A 22,985-nucleotide genomic window follows, 5' to 3' on the forward strand; every position below is an offset into this window, starting at 1 on the left:
CATGGCCGAACACGATTTCCGCTTCAGCTTGCTGAGCCCGCAACACACCCTCATCGAATGCCGCGCCCTGGTGCCGGGCCGTTACCAAGTCACTGGCAACGGTGGTTCGATCAAGCATGGCGATGTACTGATCGTCACCCTGCGCGGCAGTAAAACCCTGTCGATGCGCCTGACTGTCGAAGGGGACGCGCGCTATTCGATTCGCCCGGCAGGCCAATGGGTCGCCATGGCCCAAGGGCCAAAATTCGGCGAGTTGGAGATTCACACCTGGAAGGTCAACTGCGACAGCTGCGACACCGTGCTGGAGTTTGAATTCGCGGTGGAAACCAAGCTGACCAAAGAACCGCTGCAACCGGCCGCCAACGCGCGCATCCAAGCGCTGGGCTGGGCTCGCGACGCCGACAAACACCGCTGCCCGAAATGCCAGCAGGCCGCGCAATGAAACGCCTGCTTCTGCTCGCCGCCGCCATGGCGGGCCTGAGCGGTTGCGCAGGGAATGCGGTCAAGCTCAAGCAGAATCACAGCTATGTGGTGGAGTGGATCGGTGAGCGGCCGTTGATGGATTACGCGCACCTGACCGTCACCCTCGGTGAGGATGGCCGCGCCTACGGCAACGGCGGCTGCAACCACTGGTTTGCGCCCTACACCCTGGACGGCGACAAGCTCAGCTTCGGCAAGCTTGGCAGCACCCGCAAGCTGTGCGGCGAGGCCTTGATGGAACAGGAGCAACGTTTCTTCCAGGCTTTGCAGGGCGTGCAGCGCTGGGACATCTCACCCATCGAGCAGACGCGCTTCTGGCCCGCCGAGGGCAAGCCGATTCGCTTGTGGCTTGAAGAGGGCTGATTCCAGATATCTGCAGGTCATGAGATGCAAAGACGGGAGCGGGCTTGCCCTCTCCCCCCTTTTGCTGAGGCAAATGACGCTAGCCGCGCAGAGCCTTGAGTTTGGCCAACACCCCTTCCGCCGTCTGTTCACCCATCAACTGCTCACGCACCTTACCCTTGTCATCGATGATGTAAGTCACCGGCAAGGCTTCACTGCGTGGAATGTCAAAGATCCCCTCAGGGTTCTGCGCCAGCACGGTGAACTTGATCCCCAGCTTGTCGCTGGCGGCCTTGAGTTCTTCACCCTGTACGTTGTCGAAGTTGACCCCGAACACACCTACGTTCTGGGCCTTGAGCTGTTCGGCCAGAGCATTGAGCTCCGGGATTTCCGTGCGACACGGGCCACACCACTCAGCCCAGTAGTTGACCACCAGCCATTGCTTGTCCAGGCGTTCGGCCGCGATTTTCTGGCCATATTGGTCAACGCCATAGTCATTGCCGCAGCCGCTGAGCAGCAGGGTTGTGATGATCGCCAATGCACCGATCAGTCGACTTGTCATGGGGTAATCCTTCGCAAAAATGAACGTTGGCTGCGACCTATCGCCTCTTACGGTTTAAGGACGGGGCGCCGCGCGGGTAGAATACCCGCCACCTTACGCAAGATGCGACCCGCACATGACCGATCTGACGCTTTATCACAACCCGCGCTGCTCGAAATCCCGCGGTGCGCTCGAACTGCTGGAAGCGCGCGGCCTCGCCCCGATCGTGGTGCGCTACCTGGAAACCCCGCTGAACGCCGCGCAAATCAAGGCCTTGCTCACCAAGCTCGGCCTCAGCGCGCGCCAACTGCTGCGCACCAGCGAAGAAGAATACCAGCGCCTGAACCTGGCCGATGCAAGCCTCAGCGAAGCACACCTGATTGCAGCCATTGCTGAACACCCCAAGTTGATGGAACGCCCGATCCTGGAAACCGCGAGCAAGGCCATCATTGGCCGCCCACCGGAAAACGTACTGGAGATTCTGCCGTGACCACACCGTATGTGCTGGTGTTGTATTACAGCCGCAACGGCTCGGTCAGTGAAATGGCGCGGCAGATCGCCCGGGGCATTGAGCAAGGTGGCATGGAGGCGCGTTTGCGCACCGTGCCGGCGATTTCCACCGAGTGTGAGGCCGTGGCGCCAAGCATTCCGGATGAAGGCGCGCTGTATGCCAGCCTCGACGACCTGAAAAACTGCTCAGGCCTGGCCCTCGGCAGCCCGACGCGTTTCGGCAATATGGCAGCGCCGCTCAAGTATTTCCTGGATGGTACCAGCAACCTGTGGCTCACCGGCGCCCTGGTCGGCAAACCGGCTGGCGTGTTCACCTCCACCGCCAGCCTGCACGGCGGCCAGGAAACCACGCTGATGTCGATGCTGCTGCCTTTGTTGCACCACGGCATGCTGATTACCGGCCTGCCCTACAGCGAACAGGCGCTGCTCGACACCCAGGGCGGCGGCACGCCGTACGGCCCCAGCCACCATTCCGGGCCGGACGGCAAGCGCCTGCTCGACACCCATGAAATCGCCCTGTGCCGCGCATTGGGCCTGCGCCTGGCCACCACCGCAACGCTGCTGGAGAACGGCCGTGGCCAGAAAGCCTAAGGTGCTGCCACCCCAGGCGTGGCTGGAGCCACGCGTGAACGTAGCGCGCGCGCTGAGCCTGCTGGCGTTCTTCGGTCTGGTGGGGTTGCTGTGCGGTTATTACCTGTTCGTCGCCGACCTGCACGGCGCGCGGCCATGGGTGATTCTGCTGATCGAACTGGTGCCCTTGCTGGTGCTGGCGCCGGGGATGCTGACCGGCAGCGCACGTGGGCATTCGTGGATGTGCTTTGTGGTGAACCTGTATTTCATCAAGGGCGCGCTGGCCGCGTACGACCCGAACCGCCAGTGGTTCGGGGTGCTGGAGATGCTCGCAAGCTTGGCCGTGTTCTGTACTGCGCTGCTTTACGTGCGCTGGCGGCATCAGTTGAATCGGCGGCTGGCGCAGGCCTGAGTGGCGAGCGAGCTTGCTCGCTCCACCCCACAGATCAGTGATTGACGGTGTACGCCAGCATCATCGACAACTGACACATCGGCCGCTCACTCTCTTCGTGCCACCGGTTGAACGCCGCCTGCACCGTGGCAAGGTCGCGCAGACTGGTCGGCGCTTTGTCGACGATCTTCTGCGCATTCAACGCCGCGACCACATCATCGCTCGGCACAAACGTGTCCTTGCCCACCATGCGCAAAAAGCGCGGCGCCGACAGCCCGCCCAACTGGTGCCCGTGCTTGCTCAGATACTTCCAAAGACCAACGATATCGGTCACCGGCCAGTCGGCGATAAACGCGCCAAAGCTGCCCTTCTCCTGAACAACATCCAACATCATTTGCGCATTGCGCGGCACGCTCTTGAGCTTGCCCAGGTGGCGGATGATGCGGGTGTCCTGCATCAAGCGCTCCAAATGTTCGGCGCCCATCAACACGACTTTTTCCGGATCGAAGCCGAAGAACACCTGCTCGAACGCCGGCCACTTGGCGTCGACCACGCTGTGCTTCAAGCCCGCACGGAATACCCGCAGGGCCAGGGTCGACAGGTAACGGTCATCACTGATCTTGCGCAGTTGTGCCGGGGTCTTGGGGACAGGCAGGTGGGCGTCCAACTCGGCCGCTGAACCGAAGCGGTTCAGACAATATTCGTGCAGCCACTTGTAATCGCGCATGCCCTCTCCTGGGGGTAGAAAATCAAAACGGCGCCCATGAGCGCCGTGTTTCAGAGCGTTGAACAGCGTCAGAGGTTCACCACATTGACGAAACGCGAAGCGGCGCTCTCATCAATTTTCAGGCTGCTGAAGTCGAACAGGTTGCGGTCGGCCAACTGCGATGGAATCACGTTCTGCAGGCTGCGGAAGATGCTTTCGGTGCGACCTGGAGTCTTGCGCTCCCAGTCCACCAGCATTTCCTTGACCACCTGGCGTTGCAGGTTTTCCTGGGAGCCGCACAGGTTGCACGGGATGATCGGGAACTGCTTGAGGTCGGAGTAAGCCTGGATGTCCTTCTCGTTGCAATACGCCAGCGGCCGAATCACCACGTTGCGCCCGTCATCGGCACGCAGCTTGGGCGGCATGGCCTTGAGGGAGCCATTGAAGAACATATTGAGGAAAAAGGTCTCGACGATATCGTCGCGGTGATGCCCCAGGGCCATCTTGGTCGCACCGATCTCATCGGCGAACGTATACAGCGTGCCACGGCGCAGGCGCGAGCACAGCGAGCAGGTGGTCTTGCCTTCCGGGATCAGTTCCTTGACCACCGAATAGGTGTCTTTTTCGACAATGTGGTACTCCACGCCCAACGCTTTGAGATAGGCCGGAAGCACATGCTCGGGAAAGCCCGGTTGCTTCTGGTCCATGTTGACCGCGACGATCTCGAATTTGATCGGCGCGACCTTTTGCAGGTGCAGCAGCACATCGAGCATTGTGTAGCTGTCTTTACCGCCGGAGAGGCAGACCATGACCTTGTCGCCGTCCTCGATCATGTTGAAATCGGCGACTGCCTCACCGGCCAGGCGACGCAGGCGTTTTTGCAGTTTGTTCTGGTTGACGGTAAGAGTGCCCATGGCGCTTGGATCCGCTGAAGGTGTGTGACGAAAAGCCGGGTATTTTACGCAAAAAAACTGGCGAGAGCGCTAGCACTAAAAGACCCCGCCGCGATTAACCCCAATGTTTACAGCGCAATTTGCTCTAAAGCCCTACAGTTTTTCCGGTCATCCCTTCCTATACTGCGACTAGAGGTCGCACACATCTATCCGGACCTTTGAGGCCATGTGGCCCGTGGGCGCTCCGCTGGGGGGCGATGGTAATAACGACAGGAGTGACTGGCATGATCCATCACGTCGTGGGGCTGTTTACCCATCCCGATCAGGAATGGCGGGAAATCCGTGGCGATAAAGAAGAAAGCATCGGCCACATGTACCTCACTCACACCCTGATTCTCGCGGCGATTCCCGCAATCTCGGCGTTTATCGGCACCACCCAGGTGGGTTGGGTCATCGGCAACCGTGCGCCGGTGATGCTGACCCAGGAAAGTGCGTTGTGGATGACCCTAATGTCGTATGCCGCGATGCTCGGCGGCGTGGCGGTGATGGGCGCATTCATTCATTGGATGGCGCGCACCTACGACGCCAGCCCCAGCATGGCGCGTTGCGTGGCCTTTGCCACCTACACCGCCACGCCGCTGTTTATCGGCGGGCTGGCGGCGCTTTACCCACATATGTGGCTGGGCATGGTCGTGGGCACGGCGGCGATCTGCTATACCGTCTACCTGCTGTATGTAGGGCTGCCGACCTTTATGAACATCGATCCGGACGAAGGCTTCCTGTTTTCCAGCTCGGTGCTGGCGGTCGGCCTGGTGGTGCTGGTGGCGATCATGGCGTTCACCGTGATCGTGTGGGGCTTGGGCGTCGGCCCGATCTATACCAACTGACCGCATACCCGCAGGCAAGGCCACCGCAAGGTGGCTTTGTGCGTCATGCATGACCATTCGGCGCCTGACAGATTCGGAAACACTCGGCTTTGCGGCATACTGGGCGTCTCTGGAGAGATGTACAGCATGTCCGAGCAACTCAATACCCGCGTCGAAGAGTGTTTCCTGCAAGCCGAGTCCTTTTTCAAACGAAGCTTCAAACGCCCCCAGGTCAGCCTCAAGCTGCGGGGCCAGAAAGCCGGTGTCGCGCATTTGCACCAGAACCTGCTGCGCTTCAACCCACAGTTGTACCGTGAAAACAGCCTGCATTTCCTCAAACAAACCGTGGCCCACGAAGTGGCGCACCTGATCGCTCATCAATTGTTTGGCGAACGCATCCAGCCCCATGGCGAGGAATGGCAATTGATCATGCGCGGCGTGTATGAGTTGCCGCCCGACCGTTGCCATACCTATGCCGTGAAACGCCGCCAGGTGACCCGCTACATCTACCGTTGCCCGTGTGCCGAGAGTGATTTTCCGTTTTCGGCGCAGCGTCATGGCATGGTGGCTCAGGGACGGCGATATTTGTGTCGGCGGTGTCGGCAGACCTTGGTGTTTTCCGGGGAAACTCGGGTGGAATGAGGCCTCGTCCCAGGCCACGCAGTCACCCGACCACCTTGCCCTGCCGCAAATCGGCGATCCGCTGAGCACTGATCCCCAGGGCCGCCAGCACCTCATCGGTGTGCGCCCCAACAGCGGCGCCAATATAGCGAGGCGCTGGCAACCCTTCAGAAAACTTAAGCGGGCAGGCCATCTGCGCCTGGGTTGAACCGTCGCCGCGAGGTACCTGGCTCACCAACTCCCGCGCTTTCAACTGCGGATGCTCCACGGCTTCACCAAAGCTCAACACCGGCTCTACACAGGCGTCCACCCCGGCAAACAACTCGCATAACTGCTCAAAGCTGCGCTTCTCGAATTCCACCTGCAGTGCCTGCTTCAGCGCCGGCTGTCGCTCGGGGTTCAACCCCAACGCGGCCAACTCCGGTCGCCCCAATGCCGCGCAGAGCCGCTGCATAAAAGCCGGCTCAAGGCTGCCGACCGACATCCAGCGTCCATCACGGGAACGGTAGTAATCGTAGAAACTGCCGCCATTGAGCGCATGACTTTCCCAACCCGGCTCTATGCCACAGGCCAGATACCCCGCCCCCGCCATGGCGTTCAGACTGAACGCGCAATCGGTCATGCTCACGTCCAGGTATTGCCCCACCCCGCTGTGCTGGCGGGCGATCACCGCGGCCAGCAACCCCGCCACCGCATGCAACGAACCACCGCCCACGTCCGCCAATTGCACGCCCAGCGGCAACGGCCCGCTGTCCTGACGTCCGGTGTGACTGGCCACGCCCGCCAGCGCCAGGTAGTTAATATCGTGCCCGGCGCGGTCTTTATACGGACCCGTCTGGCCGTACCCGGTGATCGACACATAGATCAGCCGCGGATTAATCGCCTTCAACGCTTCATACCCCAGGCCCAGGCGCTCCATCACCCCCGGCCGGAACTGTTCCAGCACAATGTCGTAGTCCTTCACCAGCGCGCGCACGATCTCCAGCGCTTCGGCCTGTTTAAGGTCCAGGGCCAGGCTGCGTTTGTTGCGATTGAGGTAGGCGTGGCTCGCCGAGGTGCCCTGATCATGGGGCGGCAGCACGCGCAGCAGGTCCAGACGCTTGGGCGCTTCTATACGCAGGACGTCGGCGCCCATATCCGCGAGCATCAGGGAGGCAAACGGGCCGGGCAGCAAGGTAGAAAAATCGAGGACTTTGAGGGACGCCAAGGGACCTGTCATGGAAACTCCACTTCGGTTTCGAGTTCCCACAGACTAGGCAGCCTTGTTCGTACCGGCAATCGTCAGAACAATCATCAATAGTGACTGTTTTGATCACGGCGGGCTTTTTTGGGGCTGCGGCTTTATCATTGGCCTACGTTTGCTTGCCGAGTGCTCCATGAAGTTTGCGATAGCCCTGTATTCCGCCGCCCACGCGCCCTCGTCGCGGCGCGCCCTGCTGTTCGCCCAGGCCGTACTGGCCGGCGGGCACGAGATTGTGCGGTTGTTTTTTTATCAGGACGGCGTGTACAGCGCGTCCAATAACATCGTCGCGCCTCAGGATGAGCAAGACATCGCTCGCCAATGGCGCGAGCTGGTCAGCCGGCACCAACTCGACGGCGTGGTGTGCATTGCCGCCGCCTTGCGCCGTGGCGTGCTTGATAGCGAAGAGGCTACGCGCTATCAACGCAGCGCGGTGAACCTGGAGGCGCCCTGGGCGCTGTCGGGCCTGGGCCAATTGCATGATGCGATACAGGGTGCCGACCGCCTGATCTGTTTTGGAGGGCCATGACATGTCCAAATCCCTATTGGTGATCAGCCGCCAGGCGCCGTGGTCCGGGCCCTGCGCACGCGAAGCGCTGGATATCGTACTGGCCGGCGGCGCGTTCGACCTGCCTATCGGCCTGCTGTTCATGGATGACGGTGTGTTCCAGTTGGCAGCGCATCAGGACGCCAGGGCCGTGCAGCAAAAAGACCTGAGCGCCAACCTGCAGGCACTGGAGCTGTTTGGTGTCGACGATGTATTTGCCTGCCACCACAGCCTGGCCGAGCGTGGCCTGCCCCACCCCGCCAACGCACAACCGCTGGACAGCCGCGCGATCTCGCAGCTGATTGACCGTTACGACCAGGTGATTACCCTCTGATGTCGACCTTACACGTGATAGCCCACTCCCCGTTTACCGACAGCCGACTCGAGAGCTGCCTGCGCATCTGCGCCCGCGAAGACGCGATCCTGCTCTGCGGCGACGGCGCCTACGGGCTGCACACCCCGGCGCTGCACCTCAAGGGGGTCAAAGTGTTCGTGCTGGCCGAGGACATGCAAGCGCGTAACCTGCCGCTGCCGGATTGGGCTGACAGCGTGGATTACCCAGGCTTTGTGCAACTGTCGATCGACTACGACAAGGTCAACACCTGGCTATGAACACCCTGACCATTGGCGAACGCCGCCTCGAACTGGACAAGGACGGCTACCTCGTCGACCTCAACGACTGGTCACACGAGGTGGCGCACGCCCTGGCCGCTGCCGAGCACCTGGAATTGACCGCGGACCACTGGCAGATCCTCGAACTGCTGCGCGCCTTTTACGCCGAGTTCCAACTGTCGCCAGCCACCCGCCCACTGATCAAGTACACCGCCATGAAACTGGGGCCGGAAAAGGGCAACAGCCTGCACCTCAACAAACTGTTCAACGGCACTCCCGCCAAACTCGCCGCCAAACTGGCGGGCCTGCCCAGACCGACGAATTGCTTATGACCGACGTTGCCCCGCTGACCCTTCAAACCCCTGCCGAACACCCGTTTGCGCCGTTCGTGCGCATCCTCGGCAAAGGCAAGCGCGGCGCGCGCAACCTCACCCGCGAGGAAGCCCGCGAGGCCATGGGCATGTTGCTCGACGATAAAGTTGAAGACACACAACTCGGCGCGTTCCTGATGCTGCTGCGTCACAAGGAAGAAAGCCCGGAAGAACTCGCCGGTTTCACCGAGGCCGTGCGCGAACGCTTGAATGCACCCGAGTTTGATGTGGCGATCGACTGGCCGACCTACGCCGGCAAAAAACGCCACCTGCCGTGGTATCTACTGGCAGCCAAATGTCTGGCACACAACGGCGTGCGCATCCTCATGCACGGCGGCGGCGCCCACACCGCCGGCCGGCTGTACACCGAACAACTGCTCGACGACTTGCAGATTCCGCTGTGCCGCGACTGGCAGCAGGTGGGCACCGCGTTCGAACAGGGCAACCTGGCGTTTATCCCGCTCGGCGACTGGGCGCCGCAACTGCAACGCATGATCGACCTGCGCAACACCCTGGGCCTGCGCTCGCCGATCCACTCCCTGGCACGCCTGCTCAACCCGCTGAATGCACGCTGCGGGCTGCAAAGCATTTTCCACCCCGGTTACCAGGGTGTGCACCGCGACGCCAGCGGCCTGCTCGGCGACAACGTGATTGTGGTCAAGGGCGACGGCGGTGAGATCGAGATCAACCCCGACACGGCGAGCCACCTCTACGGCACCACCGGCGGCGAAAGCTGGGACGAAGAATGGTCCGCCCTCTCCGCCCAGCGCCACGTAAAACCGGCCGCCCTCGACCCGGCGCATTTAAAAGCGGTGTGGCGTGGCGACGTACAGGACAGCTATCCGCAATTGGCGCTGATTGCCACCATGGCCCTGGCCTTGCGCGGTCTCGGCCACCCGCGGGAACAGGCCTTCGCTTTGGCCCAGCAGTACTGGGACGCACGGGACAAATCGATTTAATCGATCATTGACCCGCAGTCTTTGCGCTTTTAGTTCGAACTCATCCCTTTAGACTGGGCTCCAACGCTTAATAGTTGAGGAGCCAGTCATGGGTTTGTTGATCGAAGGACACTGGAAAGACCAGTGGTACGAAAGCAGCGCCGATGGCGCCTTCCAGCGCGAACAGGCCCAACGCCGCCACTGGGTGACGGCCGACGGCCAGCCCGGCCCCAGCGGCGAAGGCGGCTTCAAGGCTGAGGCCGGTCGCTATCACCTCTACGTGTCCCTGGCCTGCCCCTGGGCTCACCGCACCTTGATCATGCGCACGCTAAAGGGCCTGGAAAGCCTGATCGACGTGTCCGTGGTCAGTTGGCTGATGCTGGAAAACGGCTGGACCTTCGATAAGGCTCACGGCTCTACCGGCGATGCCCTCGACGACTTTACCTACATGCACCAGCGCTACACCGCGGAGACCGCCGACTACACCGGGCGCGTCACCGTGCCGGTGCTGTGGGACAAACAACTCAAGCGCATCGTCAGCAATGAATCGGCGGAGATCATCCGCATGTTCAACAGCGCATTCGATGGACTGACCGGCAATACCCTGGATTTTTACCCTGAGCCACTCCGTGCAACCATCGACAGCCTCAACGAGCGCATCTACCCGGCCGTGAACAACGGCGTCTATCGCGCAGGCTTCGCCACGTCGCAGAGAGCTTACGAAAGCGCATTTGACGATGTGTTTGCCGAACTCGACCACCTGGAACAGCACCTTGGCGATCATCGCTACCTGGCCGGCGAATACCTCACCGAGGCGGATATCCGGCTGTTCACCACGCTGATTCGATTTGATGCGGTGTATTACGGCCACTTCAAGTGTAATTTGCGGCGGATCGCGGATTATCCGAACCTGTCGAACTGGTTGCGCGAGTTATATCAGTGGCCGGGGGTGGCCGAGACGGTGAATTTCGAGCACATCAAGGGGCATTACTACGGGAGCCACCGGACGATCAATCCGACGGGGATTGTGCCCAAAGGGCCATCGCAACGCTTTGACGCCCTGCATGACCGAGAAAAACTGAGCGGCAAATCGGTATTCAGCCGTCAGTGAGGGATGGGGTGAGCGAGCTTGCGTCGCACGTATGCAAGCCCGCTCGCCAAAGCGGCAGGTACGGGGTTCAGACCAGGGATTGAGCCCCTTCAAACCATTTGAGTTTCTCGCGCAATAACACCACTTCGCCGACGATCACCAGTGTCGGCGCATGCACTTCATGCTCCGCCACCATGCGCGGCAAATCCGCCAGGGTGCCAGTAAACACGCGTTGATTGGACGTGGTGCCCTGCTGGATCAACGCGGCCGGGGTATCGGCGGCGCGCCCGTGCTTGACCAGTTGTTCGCAAATGATCGGCAAGCCAATCAACCCCATATAGAACACCAAGGTCTGCGACGGCCCCACCAGGTCCTGCCAGGGCAGGTCCGACGTGCCGTTTTTCAAGTGCCCGGTGATAAACCGCACCGACTGCGCATGGTCACGGTGGGTCAGTGGAATACCGGCGTACGCCGCACAGCCGCTGGCTGCGGTGATCCCCGGCACCACCTGGAACGGGATGCCATGGGCCGCCAGTTCCTCGATCTCTTCCCCGCCGCGCCCAAAAATGAACGGGTCGCCGCCCTTCAGGCGCAGAACGCGCTTGCCTTGCTTGGCCAGGTTAACCAGTTGCTGGTTGATCTGCTCCTGAGGCACGGCATGGTCGGCGCGACGCTTGCCGACGTACACACGCTCGGCATCGCGACGGCACAGGTCGAGAATCGCAGGCGCTACCAAGCGGTCATACAGCACCACATCGGCTTGCTGCATCAGGCGCAGCGCGCGGAAGGTCAGCAGGTCCGGATCGCCCGGGCCTGCGCCCACCAGGTATACCTCGCCCGGCGCATAAGGTGGCGCACCGTTGACTTTGTCGATCAACAGACGCTCGGCCTCAGCGCCCTGCCCGGCCAATTGACGGTCGGCAATCGGGCCCTGGAACACTTCTTCCCAGAACGCACGACGCTGCTGCACATCCGGATACAGGCTTTTGACCTGCGCACGAAAACGCGCCGCCAGCCCGGCCAATTGGCCGTAGGTTGAAGGAATCCAGGTTTCCAGTTTGGCTCGGATCAAACGCGCCAGTACCGGCGCATCGCCGCCACTGGACACCGCAATCACCAACGGCGAACGATCGACGATCGCCGGGAAGATCACACTGCACAAGGCCGGCGCGTCCACCACATTGACGGGCACGCAGCGACGCTTGGCATCACTGGACACTTGCGCGTTCAGCGGCTCGTCGTCGGTCGCGGCGATCACCAGGGTGCAACCGTCAAGGTCGGCTTCCTGATAACCACGCACAATCAGTACCCCGCCACTGCCCTGCACCAACGCACGCAGTTGGTCTTCGATCTGGGGAGCAACCACTCGCAGCACGGCACCGGCTTCCGCCAGCAGGCGGGACTTGCGCAAGGCAATCTCTCCGCCACCGACGACCAATACATGGCTGCCGCGCAGGTTATGGAACAGCGGCAGAAATTCCATTTAGCGGATGACCTCAACGCCCGCCATATAAGGCTTGAGCACGTCCGGCACGCGAATGGAACCGTCGGCCTGCTGGTAGTTTTCCAGCACGGCGACCAGGGTACGGCCTACCGCCAGGCCCGAACCGTTGAGGGTGTGTACCAGTTCCGGCTTGCCGGTTTCCGGATTGCGGAAACGCGCCTGCATGCGACGAGCCTGGAAATCACCGCAGTTGGAGCACGACGAAATTTCGCGGTACTTGTCCTGGCTCGGCACCCACACTTCCAGGTCGTAGGTCTTCACGGCGCTGAAGCCCATGTCGCCGGTGCACAGTGCCAGCACGCGGTACGGCAGCTCCAGCAATTGCAGGACGCGCTCGGCATTGGCGGTGAGGTTTTCCAGGGCCTGCATCGAGGTCGACGGCTCGACCACCTGCACCATCTCGACCTTGTCGAACTGGTGCTGGCGGATCATGCCGCGCGTGTCACGCCCGGACGCGCCGGCTTCACTGCGAAAGCACGGGCTGTGGGCGACAAATTTGATCGGCAGTTGCTTGGCGTCGAGGATCTCGCCGGCCACGATATTGGTCAGCGACACTTCGGCCGTCGGGATCAGGTACAGATCGGCTTCGCCGTCGCGGCTGATCTTGAACAGGTCTTCCTCGAACTTCGGCAACTGGCTGGTGCCCATCAGCGCCGGCGCCTGAACCAGATACGGGGTGTAGGCCTCTTCGTAGCCATGCTCGCCGGTGTGCAGGTTGATCATGAACTGCGCCAGGGCACGGTGCATGCGCGCAATCGGGCCGCGCAGCAACGAAAAGCGCGCACCGGACATTTTCGCGGCGGTTTCGAAATCCAGGCCACCGGTCAGTTCGCCCAGGGCGACGTGGTCCTTGATCTCGAAATCAAAGGCTTTTGGCGTGCCCCAGCGACGCACTTCAACGTTACCGTCTTCGTCTTCGCCGACCGGCACGGACTCATGTGGCAGGTTAGGAATACCCAGCAGGATCTGGTCCAGCTCGGACTGGATCTTGTCCAGCTCCACCTTGCCGTCGGACAGCTCGGTGCCCATGCGCTCGACGTCCGCCATCAACGGAGCGATGTCTTCGCCACGCTGTTTGGCCTGACCGATGGATTTGGAACGCGCGTTACGCTCAGCCTGCAGTGCTTCGGTGCGGGTCTGGACGGTCTTGCGCTGTTCTTCCAGCGCTTCGATGCGCGCGACGTCCAGGGCAAAGCCACGGGATGCCAGGCGGTCCGCTACGTCCTGAAGGTTGCTACGTAACAGTTTGGAATCGAGCATGTCGGTCTCTCGTTTATCAAAGTTTGGTCAAGGACAGGCCAGCCCAGGTGGCGAGCAGCCCGCCGAATACGCTGATGGCCGCATAGCCGATTGCCAGCGGCACCTGCCCACTTTCCAGCAGGCGCACGGTATCCAGTGAAAAAGATGAAAAGGTCGTCAGGCCGCCAAGAAAGCCGACCATCAACCCGGCGCGCACCTCGACAGGTACCTCGGGGCGCACTAAAAACAGGCCATATAAAATGCCGATCAGCAGACAGCCCACGATATTAACGGCCAGCGTCGCGGTATAGAAGTGCTTCGGCCAATGGGCGGTCACCCAATTACCCGTTGCAAAGCGAAGCAGTGTACCTGCGATCCCCCCTGCGGAGACTGCAACCACCAAAGGAATCATGACTTTCTCCGCTGTCTGGGGCTTAAACGATCGAGGCTGGCGAGGTGATTGAGCTTTTCACCGATTTTCAGCTCCAGGCCGCGGGGCACAGGCTGGTAAAGCGGCAATGGCTCAAGCTCGTCGGGAAAGTAGTCTTCACCGGCGGCATAGGCGTCCGGTTCATCGTGGGCGTAGCGGTACTCATCACCGTAGCCCAGTTGCTTCATCAGTTTGGTCGGCGCATTGCGCAAATGCAGCGGGACCTCAAGCGAGCCGTACTCGGCGGCCGCACGCAGGGCCGATTTGAAGCCCATGTACACCGCATTGCTTTTTGGCGCGCAGGCCAGATATGTAATGGCCTGGGCCACCGCCAGCTCGCCTTCCGGGCTGCCCAGGCGCTCCTGCACGTCCCATGCGGCGAGGCACAGGCTCAGCGCGCGCGGGTCGGCGTTGCCAATGTCTTCGCTGGCCATGCGCACCACGCGACGCGCGAGGTACAGCGGGTCGCAACCGCCGTCGATCATGCGCGCAAACCAGTACAGCGCGCCGTCCGGATTGGAGCCGCGCACCGATTTATGCAGCGCCGAAATCTGGTCGTAAAAAGCTTCGCCGCCCTTGTCGAAACGGCGGCGGGTGTCGCCGAGCAGGCTTTGCAGCAGGTCGACACCGATCTCGGTGCCGTCTTCGGCCAGGTCGGAGGCGTTCTCCAGCAGGTTGAGAAAGCGCCGCCCATCGCCATCAGCGGCGCTGAGCAGGATCTTGAAACCTTCGTCACTAAGACTCAGTTGGCGCTTGCCCAGGCCCTTGTCTTCGCTCAAGGCGCGCTGCAGCAGCTTTTGCATCGCCGCTTCATCCAGGCTTTTGAGCACATAGACCCGCGCCCGCGAAAGCAATGCGTTGTTGAGTTCGAACGAGGGGTTTTCGGTGGTGGCGCCGATAAAGATCAGCGTGCCGTCTTCCACATAGGGCAAAAACGCGTCCTGCTGCGACTTGTTGAAGCGATGCACTTCGTCGACGAACAGAATCGTGCGCTTGCCGTACTGGCCTGCCTGCTGCTTGGCCACCTCGACCGCCTGGCGGATCTCCTTGACCCCGGCCAGCACCGCCGAGACCGTTTCGAAGTGCGCATCCGACACTTTCGCCAGCAGCCGCGCCAGGGTGGTTTTACCCACGCCCGGCGGCCCCCAGAAAATCATCGAGTGCAGCGCGCCCTGCTCCAGTGCTTCACGCAAAGGCTTGCCGCGAGCGAGCAGGTGTTCCTGACCGACGTACTCGTCCAGATTGGTCGAACGCAAGCGTGCGGCCAGGGGCTGGGCGATCGGGTCACTTCGAAACAGATCCATGGGCAGCGTTTGAAACCTCTGGGCGAGTTATTCCTGGATCACGTCGGCACCCTTGGGGATGTCGAACTTGAACTTGGACGCAGGCACCGGCTGGTTGGCCTTGACCCCGCTGAACAGGATATCGGTACGCTGGCCGACGCTGTCGACCAGGCGCATGTTATTGATTACACCGTTGCCGAACGACAGGGACAGCGTGTCAAACAGCGTGTCCTTGGACTTGGGCTTGAGGGTGAACTCGATCACATTGCTGGTTTGCTTGGAGGTGATGTCAAAGCTGTCGTTGATCTTCGACACATCGCCCGACAATAGCAGTGCGGGCGTCTGGTTCAGGCGCGGGTCGAGCTTCTTGATGGTCGCCTGCTCAAGGTCCGGGTCCCACAGCGTGACTTTCTGGCCATCGGAAACGATGGTCTGTTCGGCCTTGCCTTCGGTATGCCAGTAGAACAGCCCGGGGCGCTGCACCGCCATTTCACCGGCCGTTTCCTGCAACTGGGTACCGCCCGCATCCAGGGTCAGCTGGGAGAAACGTGCGGTCAGGGTCTGGGACTTGTCCAACAGGTTCTTCAGGCTGGCCACGGAGGCCGGGTCAGCGTGAGCCGAAACAGCGGTCAGGGCCAGTGCCGGCAACAACAGCATGCGGATAAAGCGCATGGGAGTCCTCATTGAGTCGTTAAGGCGCGCCGCGTGTTGCCACACGGCACGGGGTCAGTCGCGCATCTGCCCGGGGGCAATCACTTCACGCGACCCGTTGGTGTTCATGGCGGTCACGACGCCGGCGTTTTCCATGGCTTCGATCATGCGGGCAGCGCGGTTGTAGCCAATCTTGAGCTTGCGCTGCACTGCGGAAATCGAGGCGCGACGGCTTTCCAGTACAAAGGCCACGGCTTCGTCGTACAGCGCGTCGGTCTCGGCGTCATCGTCACCACCGCCGCTGCCGCCGTCAAAACCACTGCCGGCCTCTTCGACACCGGCGAGGATATCGTCGTTGTATTCCGGTGCCCCACGCAGCTTCCAGGCTTCAACCACACGGTGCACTTCATCGTCGGAGACGAACGCGCCATGTACGCGAATTGGCAGGCTGGTGCCGGGCGGCATGTAGAGCATGTCACCATGGCCCAGCAGTTGTTCGGCGCCGCCCTGGTCGATGATGGTCCGCGAGTCGATCTTGCTCGACACCTGGAACGCCATACGCGTCGGGATGTTGGCCTTGATCAGGCCGGTGATCACATCCACCGACGGACGCTGAGTGGCAAGGATCAAGTGGATGCCGGCCGCACGCGCTTTCTGGGCGATACGCGCAATCAGTTCTTCAACCTTCTTGCCGACGATCATCATCATGTCGGCAAATTCGTCGACCACCACCACGATGGTCGGCAATTTGCTCAGCAGCGGCGCTTCGTCGTGAATGCTTTCACGCTTGTACAGCGGGTCGGTCAGCGGCGTGCCGGCCTCCTGGGCTTCCTTGACCTTGGCGTTGAAGCCCGACAGGTTGCGCACCCCCATCTTCGCCATCAGCTTGTAGCGGCGCTCCATCTCGGCCACGCTCCAGCGCAGGGCGTTGGCGGCGTCCTTCATGTCGGTGACCACCGGGCACAGCAGATGGGGGATGCCTTCGTAGATCGACAGTTCCAACATCTTCGGGTCGATCATGATCAGCTTGGCGTCATCCGGGCCGGATTTGAACAGAATCGACAGGATCATCGCGTTCACCCCCACCGACTTACCCGAACCCGTGGTACCGGCCACCAGCAAGTGAGGCATTTTCGCCAGGTCGGTGATCACCGGCTTGCCGCCGATGTCGTGGCCCAGGGCCAAGGTGACCGGCGATTTGAAGTTGTCGTATTCAGGCGTCGACAGCACTTCGGAGAAGCGCACGATCTGGCGGTCTTCGTTGGGGATCTCGATACCCACTGTGGTCTTGCCGGGGATCACTTCAACCACACGCACGCTGGTCACGGCCAGGGAGCGCGCCAAGTCTTTGGCCAGGTTGGAGATGCGGCTGACCTTTACACCGGCCGCCGGTTGAATTTCGTAACGGGTAATCACCGGGCCTGGGTGGATCGAATCCACCGAGACTTCGACACCGAATTCCTTGAGCTTGATTTCCAGCAGGTGGCCGACGGCCGCCAGGGATTCCGGTGAATAGTTGAGTTGTTTCTTTTCGGCGGGGTCGAGAATCGAAATTGGTGGCAAGGTGCCTTCGACGGCGCTGTCGACAAACAGCGGTGCCTGCTTCTCTTTCTGCACGCGATGGCTTGGCTCGGGGGCCTTGGGCGGCGCAGGTGCGATCACCGGCGGCACTTGTTTCTCGCGGTCCGACATGTGTTTGCTCAGGGCCTGCTCGCGCTCAATGAGGCGCTCCTTGACCTTGGCCTGCTCGCGACGGTCCGGTGTGCTCGGGGCCACCACCTCGTTGACGCGGGTGTCCACCTCGCGCAACTGGGCAACCATGCGCTTGCGCTCGACGCGGGCGGCCCACCAGCGGTTGGCGGCGCCCTGGAACAGCTCAAGCAGGTCGAGGGTGATCTTGCCCGTCACGTCCATCACCTTGAACCACGACAGGTCGGTGAACACCGTGAGCCCGAACAGGAACAGCGCGATGAACATCAAGGTGCTGCCCTGGATGTTCAGGGTCTTGCGCGCCAGGTCACCGAGGCTTTCGCCGAGCGCCCCGCCAGCGCCCGCCGGCAGCCCGGTAGGTGCATGGAAATGGATATGGGCCAGGGCGGCGCCAGAAAGCACCAGGAACACCAGGCCGATCAGGCGCCAGGAAAACAGCCAGCCGCTCCACTGCCATGGCTCGTGACGCTGGCGGAAGATCTGCCAAGTCTTGATCGCCAGCAGCAACGGAAAGATGTACGCGAAGTAACCCAATACCATGAACAGAATATCGGCGCTGTAGGAGCCCACAGGCCCCCCGAAGTTCTGCACGTCGTCGATCTTGCTGTTGTGACTCCAGCCTGGATCGTCCTTGCCATAGGTGAGCAGCGCCATGATCAGGAACAGGCAGAGCGCGCCGATTGCGATCAGCGCACCTTCCTTGAGGCGGTAATGCAGGTGCTGGCGCCAGGCCGGCACGACTGCTGCTTTGGGTGTTGCGGCGGATTTCTTCAAAACGGGTCTTTTCCTGCGCTTTTAGCGCGTCCATCTGTTAAATGACTGCAAATACTGCCCAATCCGAGCAGCTGAAAAATCAACGATCTACTTTTAACACTGCACGATTGATTCACGAAACGACGACATGGCCACAATGGCCGCATTGTACGGGTTTGTGTCTCCGATGCCACGCCCCGACCCTTCACCCGCAAGCTTCGTAAGTTGGTGTGTCATTAGGCGGTCAATTTGAGCACGCATTGTCTTTGCTGACAAAGGCTTATGAGCTGTTTTTACAGATCAAGGCAAGCTTGGCAAATGGCCTGCATGCATCGGACCCGATTACGACCACGACCCCGGCACAGAGTTGCAGAAACACCCATTAACGGTAATCCCGCTCGCTCACCGATTCGGGCTGGCCCGATGGCGCTGCGTCGACAATAATCAACACGCCTGGGCAGGCATGTTCCCTGCCACCCCCTCCCCTTCCGTAAGCCTGGATGCCATGCTGACTTGGTTACAACGCGATTCACTGACCTTCCCACCGCTGGCCAAAGCCATGCGCGAACCCAACGGCCTGCTCGCCGCCGGTGGTGACTTGTCGGCCGAACGACTGGTACAAGCCTACCGCCACGGATGCTTTCCGTGGTTTTCCCAGGGTCAGCCAATCCTGTGGTGGTCTCCGGACCCGCGCACGGTGATCTTCCCTGACGAACTTCACGTATCCCGCAGCCTCGGCAAACTGTTGCGCCAGCAGCGCTACCGCGTCACCTTCGATCAGGACTTCGCTGCCGTTATCCAGGCGTGCGCCGCCCCCCGCGCCTACGCAGATGGCACCTGGATCACCCAAGGCATCCAGAGCGCCTATCTGGAGCTGCACCAACGCGGTTACGCACACTCGGTCGAGGTGTGGGACGACGACACGTTGGTGGGCGGTCTCTATGGCCTGGCAATGGGCCAGTTATTCTTTGGCGAGTCCATGTTCAGCCGCGCCGACAACGCCTCCAAATTCGGCTTTGCCACACTAGTGGGTCAATTGAAGGCCTGGGGATTTGTGCTGATTGACTGCCAGATGCCCAACGATCACTTGCACAGCCTGGGCGCTCGCGCCATCTCCCGCAGTGACTTCGCCGGGTTCCTGCACAACCACTTGGACCTACCCAGCACCGGGCCGTGGGTTTCGTAGGCGACATTCGCCCACCTGGCTTACACTTATTTCAAAGCTTATCCCGAGGGTTGATCATGACCGAGCTGGCGCGTTTGAAGTTTTATGCCACTCAACCCCACGCTTGCAGCTATCTGCCCGACGAGCAGGCCACCACGCTGTTCCTCGACCCCAGCCAGCCTATGGACGTGCACGTGTACGCCGATCTCTCGGAAATGGGCTTTCGGCGCAGCGGCGATCACCTGTACCGCCCCCATTGCCAGAACTGCAACGCCTGTGTGCCGGCACGCATCCCCGTGATGCAGTTTCTGCCGGACCGCAACCAGAAGCGCATTCTCAAGCGCAACGTCGACTTGACGGTCAGCGCGAGCAAACCGCGCTTCACCGAAGAATATTTTGATCTATACCAGCGCTATATCGAGCAACGCCATGCAGACGGCGATATGTTCCCGCCCAGCCGTGACCAGTTCTCTACATTCCTGGTACGCGACCTGCCCTTCTCGCGCTTCTACGAATTTCGTGCGGACGGCCGCCTGGTAGCGGTGGCGGTGACCGATTTGCTGCCCAACGGCCTCTCGGCGGTCTATACCTTCTACGAACCGGCGGAGGAGCGCCGCAGCCTGGGACGCTTTGCGATCCTGTGGCAAATCGGCGAAGCCTTGCGCCTGGAACTGGAGGCGGTGTACCTCGGATACTGGATAAAAAACTGCAAAAAGATGAACTACAAGACCCAATATCGGCCCATTGAGCTGCTGATTAATCAAAGATGGGTCACGCTTAACTAGAACCCCTTGGCTTAAACACCCTTTTTCGGGCACAATGCACGCCGCTTTTGCCTGGCGCAGTTGCACCGGGCCATTCACTGGATACCGAGGGCTTTACTGCATGTCGAAAGAAGACAGCTTCGAAATGGAAGGCACTGTCGTCGACACCCTGCCCAACACCATGTTTCGTGTGGAGTTGGAAAATGGGCACGTCGTAACCGCGCATATCTCCGGCAAGATGCGCAAGAACTACATTCGTATTCTTACCGGTGACAAAGTGCGCGTCGAGCTGACGCCCTATGACTTGAGCAAAGGGCGCATCACTTACCGCGCTCGCTAAGCAAGTCAATACAAAACGCCCGGTTATGCCGGGCGTTTTTGTGCGCGCGCTATTTGCCTGAAACCACAAATGCGCGCGCACGTTTGATCTTCTTCGTTTTCCAGACAGCAAAAAGGCGCCTCTCGACGCCTTTTGCTTTGTTGCGACCCCTATCAGGCCATTTCAGCCGTGGTCTCGAACTCGAAGGTCAGTTCGCCGTCCTTCAGATCGATATGCACCACGCCGCCATGGTCGGACAGCTCACCAAACAGGATCTCTTCAGCCAGTGGCCGCTTGATCTTGTCCTGGATCAGACGCGCCATTGGACGAGCGCCCATTGCCGCGTCGTAACCACCTTCGGCAAGCCAGTTGCGCGCCGCGTCGGTCACATCCAGCTGCACGCGCTTGTCTTCCAACTGCGCTTGAAGCTCGGTGAGGAACTTGTCCACCACGCTTTTGATGACCTCGTGGCTGAGGCGACCAAACTGGATGATGGTGTCCAGGCGATTACGGAACTCCGGTGTAAAGCTCTTCTTGATCACTTCCATCGCATCGGAAGAATGATCCTGGTGCGTAAAGCCGATCGAAGCCCGCGCGGCCGTTTCGGCACCGGCGTTGGTGGTCATAATCACGATCACGTTACGGAAGTCCGCCTTGCGCCCGTTATTGTCGGTCAAGGTCCCGTGGTCCATGACCTGCAGCAGCAGGTTGAAGACTTCAGGGTGGGCCTTTTCGATTTCATCGAGCAGCAATACACAATGCGGTTGCTTGGTGATCGCCTCGGTCAACAGACCGCCCTGGTCGAACCCAACATAGCCGGGAGGCGCACCGATCAGGCGCGACACCGTATGACGCTCCATGTATTCGGACATGTCGAACCGTACCAACTCGATACCCATGGCCTTGGCCAATTGCCGCGCCGCCTCGGTCTTGCCGACGCCGGTAGGGCCGGCGAACAGGAACGAACCCACAGGCTTGTCCGGCGACTTGAGGCCCGCACGCGACAACTTGATCGCCGTGGACAGCGAGTCGATGGCCGCATCCTGGCCGAATACGGTGAGTTTGAGGTCGCGCTCCAGGTTACGCAGCAACTCCTTGTCGGAGCTGGTGACGTGTTTTGGAGGAATCCGCGCAATCTTGGCCACAATGTCCTCGACTTGAGGCACGTCGATACGCTTCACACGCTTCTCGACCGGCTGCAGGCGCTGATAGGCGCCCGCCTCGTCGATTACGTCGATCGCCTTGTCCGGCATGTGCCGGTCATTGATGTAGCGCGCCGCGAGCTCAGCCGCCGCACGCAGGGCCTCATCGGTGTATTCGATGCCATGGTGCGCTTCGAAACGCCCCTTGAGCCCGCGCAGAATGCCGATGGTGTCTTCAACCGATGGCTCGGACACATCGACTTTCTGGAAGCGACGCGCCAGGGCACGGTCTTTCTCGAAAATCCCACGAAACTCCTGGAAGGTGGTCGAGCCGATGCAACGGATATCACCCGACGACAGCAGGGGCTTGAGCAGGTTCGAGGCATCCATTACACCGCCCGAAGCCGCACCGGCACCGATGATGGTGTGGATCTCATCGATAAACAGGATCGCCTGCGGGCGTTTTTTCAGCTCGCCGAGCAACGCCTTGAAGCGCTTTTCGAAATCGCCACGGTACTTGGTCCCGGCCAGCAGTGCACCCAGGTCAAGGGAGTAGACGACGCTATTTGCCAGCAGATCCGGCACCTGATTGTCGACGATGCGCTTGGCGAGGCCTTCGGCAATTGCGGTTTTACCCACGCCCGCCTCACCCACCAGTAACGGGTTGTTCTTGCGACGACGCGCGAGAATCTGCGCTACGCGCTCGACTTCAAGCTCGCGCCCCACCAGCGGATCGATCCGCCCCTGGCGCGCCAGCTCGTTAAGGTTGCTGGCGTAAGCGTCCAGCGGATTGCTTGAAGAAGAAGACTCACCACCCTCGTCGTCCTGCATATCCTGCTCGCCTTCAGAGTGATCGCCGTGCCCAGGCACCTTGGAGATACCGTGGGCGATGTAGTTGACGACATCAATACGGGCAACGCTCTGCTGCTTGAGCAGGAACACTGCCTGGCTTTCCTGTTCGCTGAAGATCGCCACAAGCACATTGGCGCCCGTGACTTCACGCTTACCGGAGCTCTGTACATGGAACACAGCGCGCTGCAATACCCGCTGGAAGCCCAGGGTTGGCTGGGTTTCGCGGTCCTCGTCATGCACGGGGATCAGTGGCGTGGTGGAGTCGATGAACTCCTGCAGGTCATGCTTGAGTTTGTCGAGGTTGGCGCCGCACGCACGCAGAACGGTGGCGGCAGCTTCATTGTCCAAAAGTGCCAGCAAAAGGTGTTCGACGGTCATGAACTCATGACGCTTCGAACGAGCCTCCTTGAAGGCAAGATTGAGGGTGACTTCGAGCTCGCGGTTTAACATAGCTT

Annotated in this window: 27 protein-coding genes; 16 read left to right on the top strand and 11 right to left on the bottom strand. The window is 60.8% G+C overall.

Features of this window, described 5'->3' with window-relative positions; translation table 11 throughout:
• Position 1: 1 nt before the first annotated feature.
• Positions 2-442 carry a hypothetical protein gene (locus tag PSH59_RS15335; protein WP_305393093.1) on the top strand — a complete coding sequence of 147 codons (441 nt, stop codon included), beginning with the start codon at positions 2-4 and terminating at the stop codon, positions 440-442.
• Complete coding sequence (locus PSH59_RS15340; protein WP_248079439.1) at positions 439-843, top strand: META domain-containing protein; 405 nt, start codon at positions 439-441, stop codon at positions 841-843. Before PSH59_RS15335 ends, PSH59_RS15340 begins: the two co-directional genes overlap by 4 nt.
• Positions 844-922: 79 nt before the next feature.
• Here PSH59_RS15340 and PSH59_RS15345 read toward each other — a convergent pair whose 3' ends face one another.
• Positions 923-1,384 carry a TlpA disulfide reductase family protein gene (locus PSH59_RS15345; RefSeq protein ID WP_248079441.1) on the bottom strand — a complete coding sequence of 154 codons (462 nt, stop codon included), beginning with the start codon at positions 1,382-1,384 and terminating at the stop codon, positions 923-925.
• A 115-nt stretch (positions 1,385-1,499) separates the two neighbouring features.
• Here PSH59_RS15345 and arsC point away from each other — a divergent pair, with 115 nt between their 5' ends.
• The 3 genes from arsC to PSH59_RS15360 are packed head-to-tail and all read left to right on the top strand — an operon-like array spanning position 1,500 to position 2,855.
• Positions 1,500-1,853, top strand: coding sequence for an arsenate reductase (glutaredoxin) (gene arsC, locus PSH59_RS15350; RefSeq protein ID WP_305393094.1), 354 nt, complete (start codon positions 1,500-1,502; stop codon positions 1,851-1,853).
• The gene (gene wrbA, locus PSH59_RS15355) at positions 1,850-2,464 is read left to right on the top strand and encodes an NAD(P)H:quinone oxidoreductase (protein ID WP_248079445.1); all 615 of its coding nucleotides are present in this window, start codon (positions 1,850-1,852) and stop codon (positions 2,462-2,464) included. Before arsC ends, wrbA begins: the two co-directional genes overlap by 4 nt.
• Positions 2,448-2,855 (top strand): DUF2069 domain-containing protein, encoded by a 408-nt coding sequence (locus tag PSH59_RS15360; protein WP_248079447.1) that lies wholly within the window; start codon positions 2,448-2,450, stop codon positions 2,853-2,855. The genes wrbA and PSH59_RS15360 overlap by 17 nt, the downstream gene beginning before the upstream one ends.
• 34 nt (positions 2,856-2,889) lie before the next feature.
• Here PSH59_RS15360 and PSH59_RS15365 read toward each other — a convergent pair whose 3' ends face one another.
• Positions 2,890-3,561 (bottom strand): DNA-3-methyladenine glycosylase I, encoded by a 672-nt coding sequence (locus PSH59_RS15365; RefSeq protein WP_305393095.1) that lies wholly within the window; start codon positions 3,559-3,561, stop codon positions 2,890-2,892.
• A gap of 68 nt (positions 3,562-3,629) precedes the next feature.
• Positions 3,630-4,454, bottom strand: coding sequence for a tRNA 2-thiocytidine(32) synthetase TtcA (ttcA, locus tag PSH59_RS15370; protein WP_248079451.1), 825 nt, complete (start codon positions 4,452-4,454; stop codon positions 3,630-3,632).
• A gap of 263 nt (positions 4,455-4,717) precedes the next feature.
• Here ttcA and PSH59_RS15375 point away from each other — a divergent pair, with 263 nt between their 5' ends.
• Both PSH59_RS15375 and PSH59_RS15380 read left to right on the top strand, forming a co-directional pair.
• Positions 4,718-5,320: a Yip1 family protein gene (locus PSH59_RS15375; RefSeq protein ID WP_248079453.1), complete on the top strand. Its 603-nt coding sequence runs from the start codon at positions 4,718-4,720 to the stop codon at positions 5,318-5,320.
• Positions 5,321-5,446: 126 nt separating this feature from the next.
• Positions 5,447-5,941 (top strand): SprT family zinc-dependent metalloprotease, encoded by a 495-nt coding sequence (locus PSH59_RS15380; RefSeq protein WP_305393096.1) that lies wholly within the window; start codon positions 5,447-5,449, stop codon positions 5,939-5,941.
• 22 nt (positions 5,942-5,963) lie between these two features.
• Here the strand turns inward: PSH59_RS15380 and PSH59_RS15385 are convergent, their stop codons facing one another.
• Positions 5,964-7,139: a CaiB/BaiF CoA-transferase family protein gene (locus PSH59_RS15385; protein ID WP_305393097.1), complete on the bottom strand. Its 1,176-nt coding sequence runs from the start codon at positions 7,137-7,139 to the stop codon at positions 5,964-5,966.
• 157 nt (positions 7,140-7,296) lie between these two features.
• Here PSH59_RS15385 and tusD point away from each other — a divergent pair, with 157 nt between their 5' ends.
• The 6 genes from tusD (at position 7,297) to PSH59_RS15415 (ending at position 10,739) form a co-directional block, all read left to right on the top strand.
• The gene (tusD, locus tag PSH59_RS15390) at positions 7,297-7,689 is read left to right on the top strand and encodes a sulfurtransferase complex subunit TusD (protein WP_305393098.1); all 393 of its coding nucleotides are present in this window, start codon (positions 7,297-7,299) and stop codon (positions 7,687-7,689) included.
• A 1-nt stretch (position 7,690) separates the two neighbouring features.
• Positions 7,691-8,041 carry a sulfurtransferase complex subunit TusC gene (gene tusC, locus PSH59_RS15395; RefSeq protein ID WP_305393099.1) on the top strand — a complete coding sequence of 117 codons (351 nt, stop codon included), beginning with the start codon at positions 7,691-7,693 and terminating at the stop codon, positions 8,039-8,041.
• Complete coding sequence (gene tusB / locus PSH59_RS15400) at positions 8,041-8,319, top strand: sulfurtransferase complex subunit TusB (protein ID WP_248079463.1); 279 nt, start codon at positions 8,041-8,043, stop codon at positions 8,317-8,319. The genes tusC and tusB overlap by 1 nt, the downstream gene beginning before the upstream one ends.
• Positions 8,316-8,651 (top strand): TusE/DsrC/DsvC family sulfur relay protein, encoded by a 336-nt coding sequence (locus PSH59_RS15405; RefSeq protein WP_248079465.1) that lies wholly within the window; start codon positions 8,316-8,318, stop codon positions 8,649-8,651. The genes tusB and PSH59_RS15405 overlap by 4 nt, the downstream gene beginning before the upstream one ends.
• Positions 8,648-9,649 (top strand): glycosyl transferase family protein, encoded by a 1,002-nt coding sequence (locus PSH59_RS15410; RefSeq protein ID WP_305393100.1) that lies wholly within the window; start codon positions 8,648-8,650, stop codon positions 9,647-9,649. The genes PSH59_RS15405 and PSH59_RS15410 overlap by 4 nt, the downstream gene beginning before the upstream one ends.
• Positions 9,650-9,737: 88 nt before the next feature.
• The gene (locus PSH59_RS15415) at positions 9,738-10,739 is read left to right on the top strand and encodes a glutathione S-transferase family protein (RefSeq protein ID WP_305393101.1); all 1,002 of its coding nucleotides are present in this window, start codon (positions 9,738-9,740) and stop codon (positions 10,737-10,739) included.
• 67 nt (positions 10,740-10,806) lie between these two features.
• Here PSH59_RS15415 and cysG read toward each other — a convergent pair whose 3' ends face one another.
• Genes cysG through ftsK form a run of 6 tightly spaced genes read right to left on the bottom strand, consistent with a single transcriptional unit; the run spans position 10,807 to position 18,309 of the window.
• Positions 10,807-12,201: a siroheme synthase CysG gene (gene cysG / locus PSH59_RS15420; RefSeq protein WP_305393102.1), complete on the bottom strand. Its 1,395-nt coding sequence runs from the start codon at positions 12,199-12,201 to the stop codon at positions 10,807-10,809.
• Positions 12,202-13,482 carry a serine--tRNA ligase gene (serS, locus tag PSH59_RS15425; protein ID WP_248079472.1) on the bottom strand — a complete coding sequence of 427 codons (1,281 nt, stop codon included), beginning with the start codon at positions 13,480-13,482 and terminating at the stop codon, positions 12,202-12,204. It lies immediately after the preceding gene.
• Between the two features lie 16 nt (positions 13,483-13,498).
• Entirely contained in the window at positions 13,499-13,873 is a 375-nt protein-coding gene (crcB, locus tag PSH59_RS15430; protein ID WP_248079473.1) for a fluoride efflux transporter CrcB, read from the bottom strand.
• Positions 13,870-15,195, bottom strand: coding sequence for a replication-associated recombination protein A (locus tag PSH59_RS15435; protein WP_248079474.1), 1,326 nt, complete (start codon positions 15,193-15,195; stop codon positions 13,870-13,872). The genes crcB and PSH59_RS15435 overlap by 4 nt, the downstream gene beginning before the upstream one ends.
• A gap of 27 nt (positions 15,196-15,222) precedes the next feature.
• A complete protein-coding gene (gene lolA / locus PSH59_RS15440) occupies positions 15,223-15,846 on the bottom strand; it encodes an outer membrane lipoprotein chaperone LolA (protein ID WP_003174700.1) in 624 nt (207 codons plus the stop codon).
• A 54-nt stretch (positions 15,847-15,900) separates the two neighbouring features.
• Positions 15,901-18,309: a DNA translocase FtsK gene (gene ftsK, locus PSH59_RS15445; protein WP_248079475.1), complete on the bottom strand. Its 2,409-nt coding sequence runs from the start codon at positions 18,307-18,309 to the stop codon at positions 15,901-15,903.
• Positions 18,310-18,793: 484 nt separating this feature from the next.
• Here ftsK and aat point away from each other — a divergent pair, with 484 nt between their 5' ends.
• From aat to infA, 3 genes are all read left to right on the top strand, one after another.
• On the top strand, positions 18,794-19,474 hold the full coding sequence (gene aat / locus PSH59_RS15450) for a leucyl/phenylalanyl-tRNA--protein transferase (RefSeq protein WP_248079476.1): 681 nt from the start codon (positions 18,794-18,796) through the stop codon (positions 19,472-19,474).
• 56 nt (positions 19,475-19,530) lie between these two features.
• Entirely contained in the window at positions 19,531-20,238 is a 708-nt protein-coding gene (locus PSH59_RS15455) for an arginyltransferase (RefSeq protein WP_305393103.1), read from the top strand.
• Positions 20,239-20,338: 100 nt separating this feature from the next.
• Positions 20,339-20,557, top strand: a complete 219-nt coding sequence (gene infA / locus PSH59_RS15460) for a translation initiation factor IF-1 (protein WP_002553999.1) — start codon at positions 20,339-20,341, stop codon at positions 20,555-20,557.
• A 152-nt stretch (positions 20,558-20,709) separates the two neighbouring features.
• Here the strand turns inward: infA and clpA are convergent, their stop codons facing one another.
• Positions 20,710-22,980: an ATP-dependent Clp protease ATP-binding subunit ClpA gene (gene clpA, locus PSH59_RS15465; RefSeq protein ID WP_248079480.1), complete on the bottom strand. Its 2,271-nt coding sequence runs from the start codon at positions 22,978-22,980 to the stop codon at positions 20,710-20,712.
• Positions 22,981-22,985 lie beyond the last annotated feature (5 nt).

Origin of the sequence: Pseudomonas sp. FP2309 (assembly GCF_030687575.1) — a bacterium.
Lineage (GTDB): Bacteria > Pseudomonadota > Gammaproteobacteria > Pseudomonadales > Pseudomonadaceae > Aquipseudomonas.

Coding starts and splice junctions, on each gene's coding strand:
- PSH59_RS15340 (WP_248079439.1), top strand. CDS start 439: ATGAAACGCCTGCTTCTGCTCGCCGCCGCCATGGCGGGCCTGAGCGGT.
- PSH59_RS15385 (WP_305393097.1), bottom strand. CDS start 7,139: ATGACAGGTCCCTTGGCGTCCCTCAAAGTCCTCGATTTTTCTACCTTG.
- PSH59_RS15410 (WP_305393100.1), top strand. CDS start 8,648: ATGACCGACGTTGCCCCGCTGACCCTTCAAACCCCTGCCGAACACCCG.
- PSH59_RS15345 (WP_248079441.1), bottom strand. CDS start 1,384: ATGACAAGTCGACTGATCGGTGCATTGGCGATCATCACAACCCTGCTG.
- tusB (WP_248079463.1), top strand. CDS start 8,041: ATGTCGACCTTACACGTGATAGCCCACTCCCCGTTTACCGACAGCCGA.
- PSH59_RS15435 (WP_248079474.1), bottom strand. CDS start 15,195: ATGGATCTGTTTCGAAGTGACCCGATCGCCCAGCCCCTGGCCGCACGC.
- serS (WP_248079472.1), bottom strand. CDS start 13,482: ATGCTCGATTCCAAACTGTTACGTAGCAACCTTCAGGACGTAGCGGAC.
- ttcA (WP_248079451.1), bottom strand. CDS start 4,454: ATGGGCACTCTTACCGTCAACCAGAACAAACTGCAAAAACGCCTGCGT.
- PSH59_RS15375 (WP_248079453.1), top strand. CDS start 4,718: ATGATCCATCACGTCGTGGGGCTGTTTACCCATCCCGATCAGGAATGG.
- PSH59_RS15380 (WP_305393096.1), top strand. CDS start 5,447: ATGTCCGAGCAACTCAATACCCGCGTCGAAGAGTGTTTCCTGCAAGCC.
- PSH59_RS15415 (WP_305393101.1), top strand. CDS start 9,738: ATGGGTTTGTTGATCGAAGGACACTGGAAAGACCAGTGGTACGAAAGC.
- tusD (WP_305393098.1), top strand. CDS start 7,297: ATGAAGTTTGCGATAGCCCTGTATTCCGCCGCCCACGCGCCCTCGTCG.
- PSH59_RS15335 (WP_305393093.1), top strand. CDS start 2: ATGGCCGAACACGATTTCCGCTTCAGCTTGCTGAGCCCGCAACACACC.
- PSH59_RS15365 (WP_305393095.1), bottom strand. CDS start 3,561: ATGCGCGATTACAAGTGGCTGCACGAATATTGTCTGAACCGCTTCGGT.
- PSH59_RS15455 (WP_305393103.1), top strand. CDS start 19,531: ATGACCGAGCTGGCGCGTTTGAAGTTTTATGCCACTCAACCCCACGCT.
- infA (WP_002553999.1), top strand. CDS start 20,339: ATGTCGAAAGAAGACAGCTTCGAAATGGAAGGCACTGTCGTCGACACC.
- cysG (WP_305393102.1), bottom strand. CDS start 12,201: ATGGAATTTCTGCCGCTGTTCCATAACCTGCGCGGCAGCCATGTATTG.
- clpA (WP_248079480.1), bottom strand. CDS start 22,980: ATGTTAAACCGCGAGCTCGAAGTCACCCTCAATCTTGCCTTCAAGGAG.
- arsC (WP_305393094.1), top strand. CDS start 1,500: ATGACCGATCTGACGCTTTATCACAACCCGCGCTGCTCGAAATCCCGC.
- crcB (WP_248079473.1), bottom strand. CDS start 13,873: ATGATTCCTTTGGTGGTTGCAGTCTCCGCAGGGGGGATCGCAGGTACA.
- PSH59_RS15405 (WP_248079465.1), top strand. CDS start 8,316: ATGAACACCCTGACCATTGGCGAACGCCGCCTCGAACTGGACAAGGAC.
- aat (WP_248079476.1), top strand. CDS start 18,794: ATGCTGACTTGGTTACAACGCGATTCACTGACCTTCCCACCGCTGGCC.
- tusC (WP_305393099.1), top strand. CDS start 7,691: ATGTCCAAATCCCTATTGGTGATCAGCCGCCAGGCGCCGTGGTCCGGG.
- lolA (WP_003174700.1), bottom strand. CDS start 15,846: ATGCGCTTTATCCGCATGCTGTTGTTGCCGGCACTGGCCCTGACCGCT.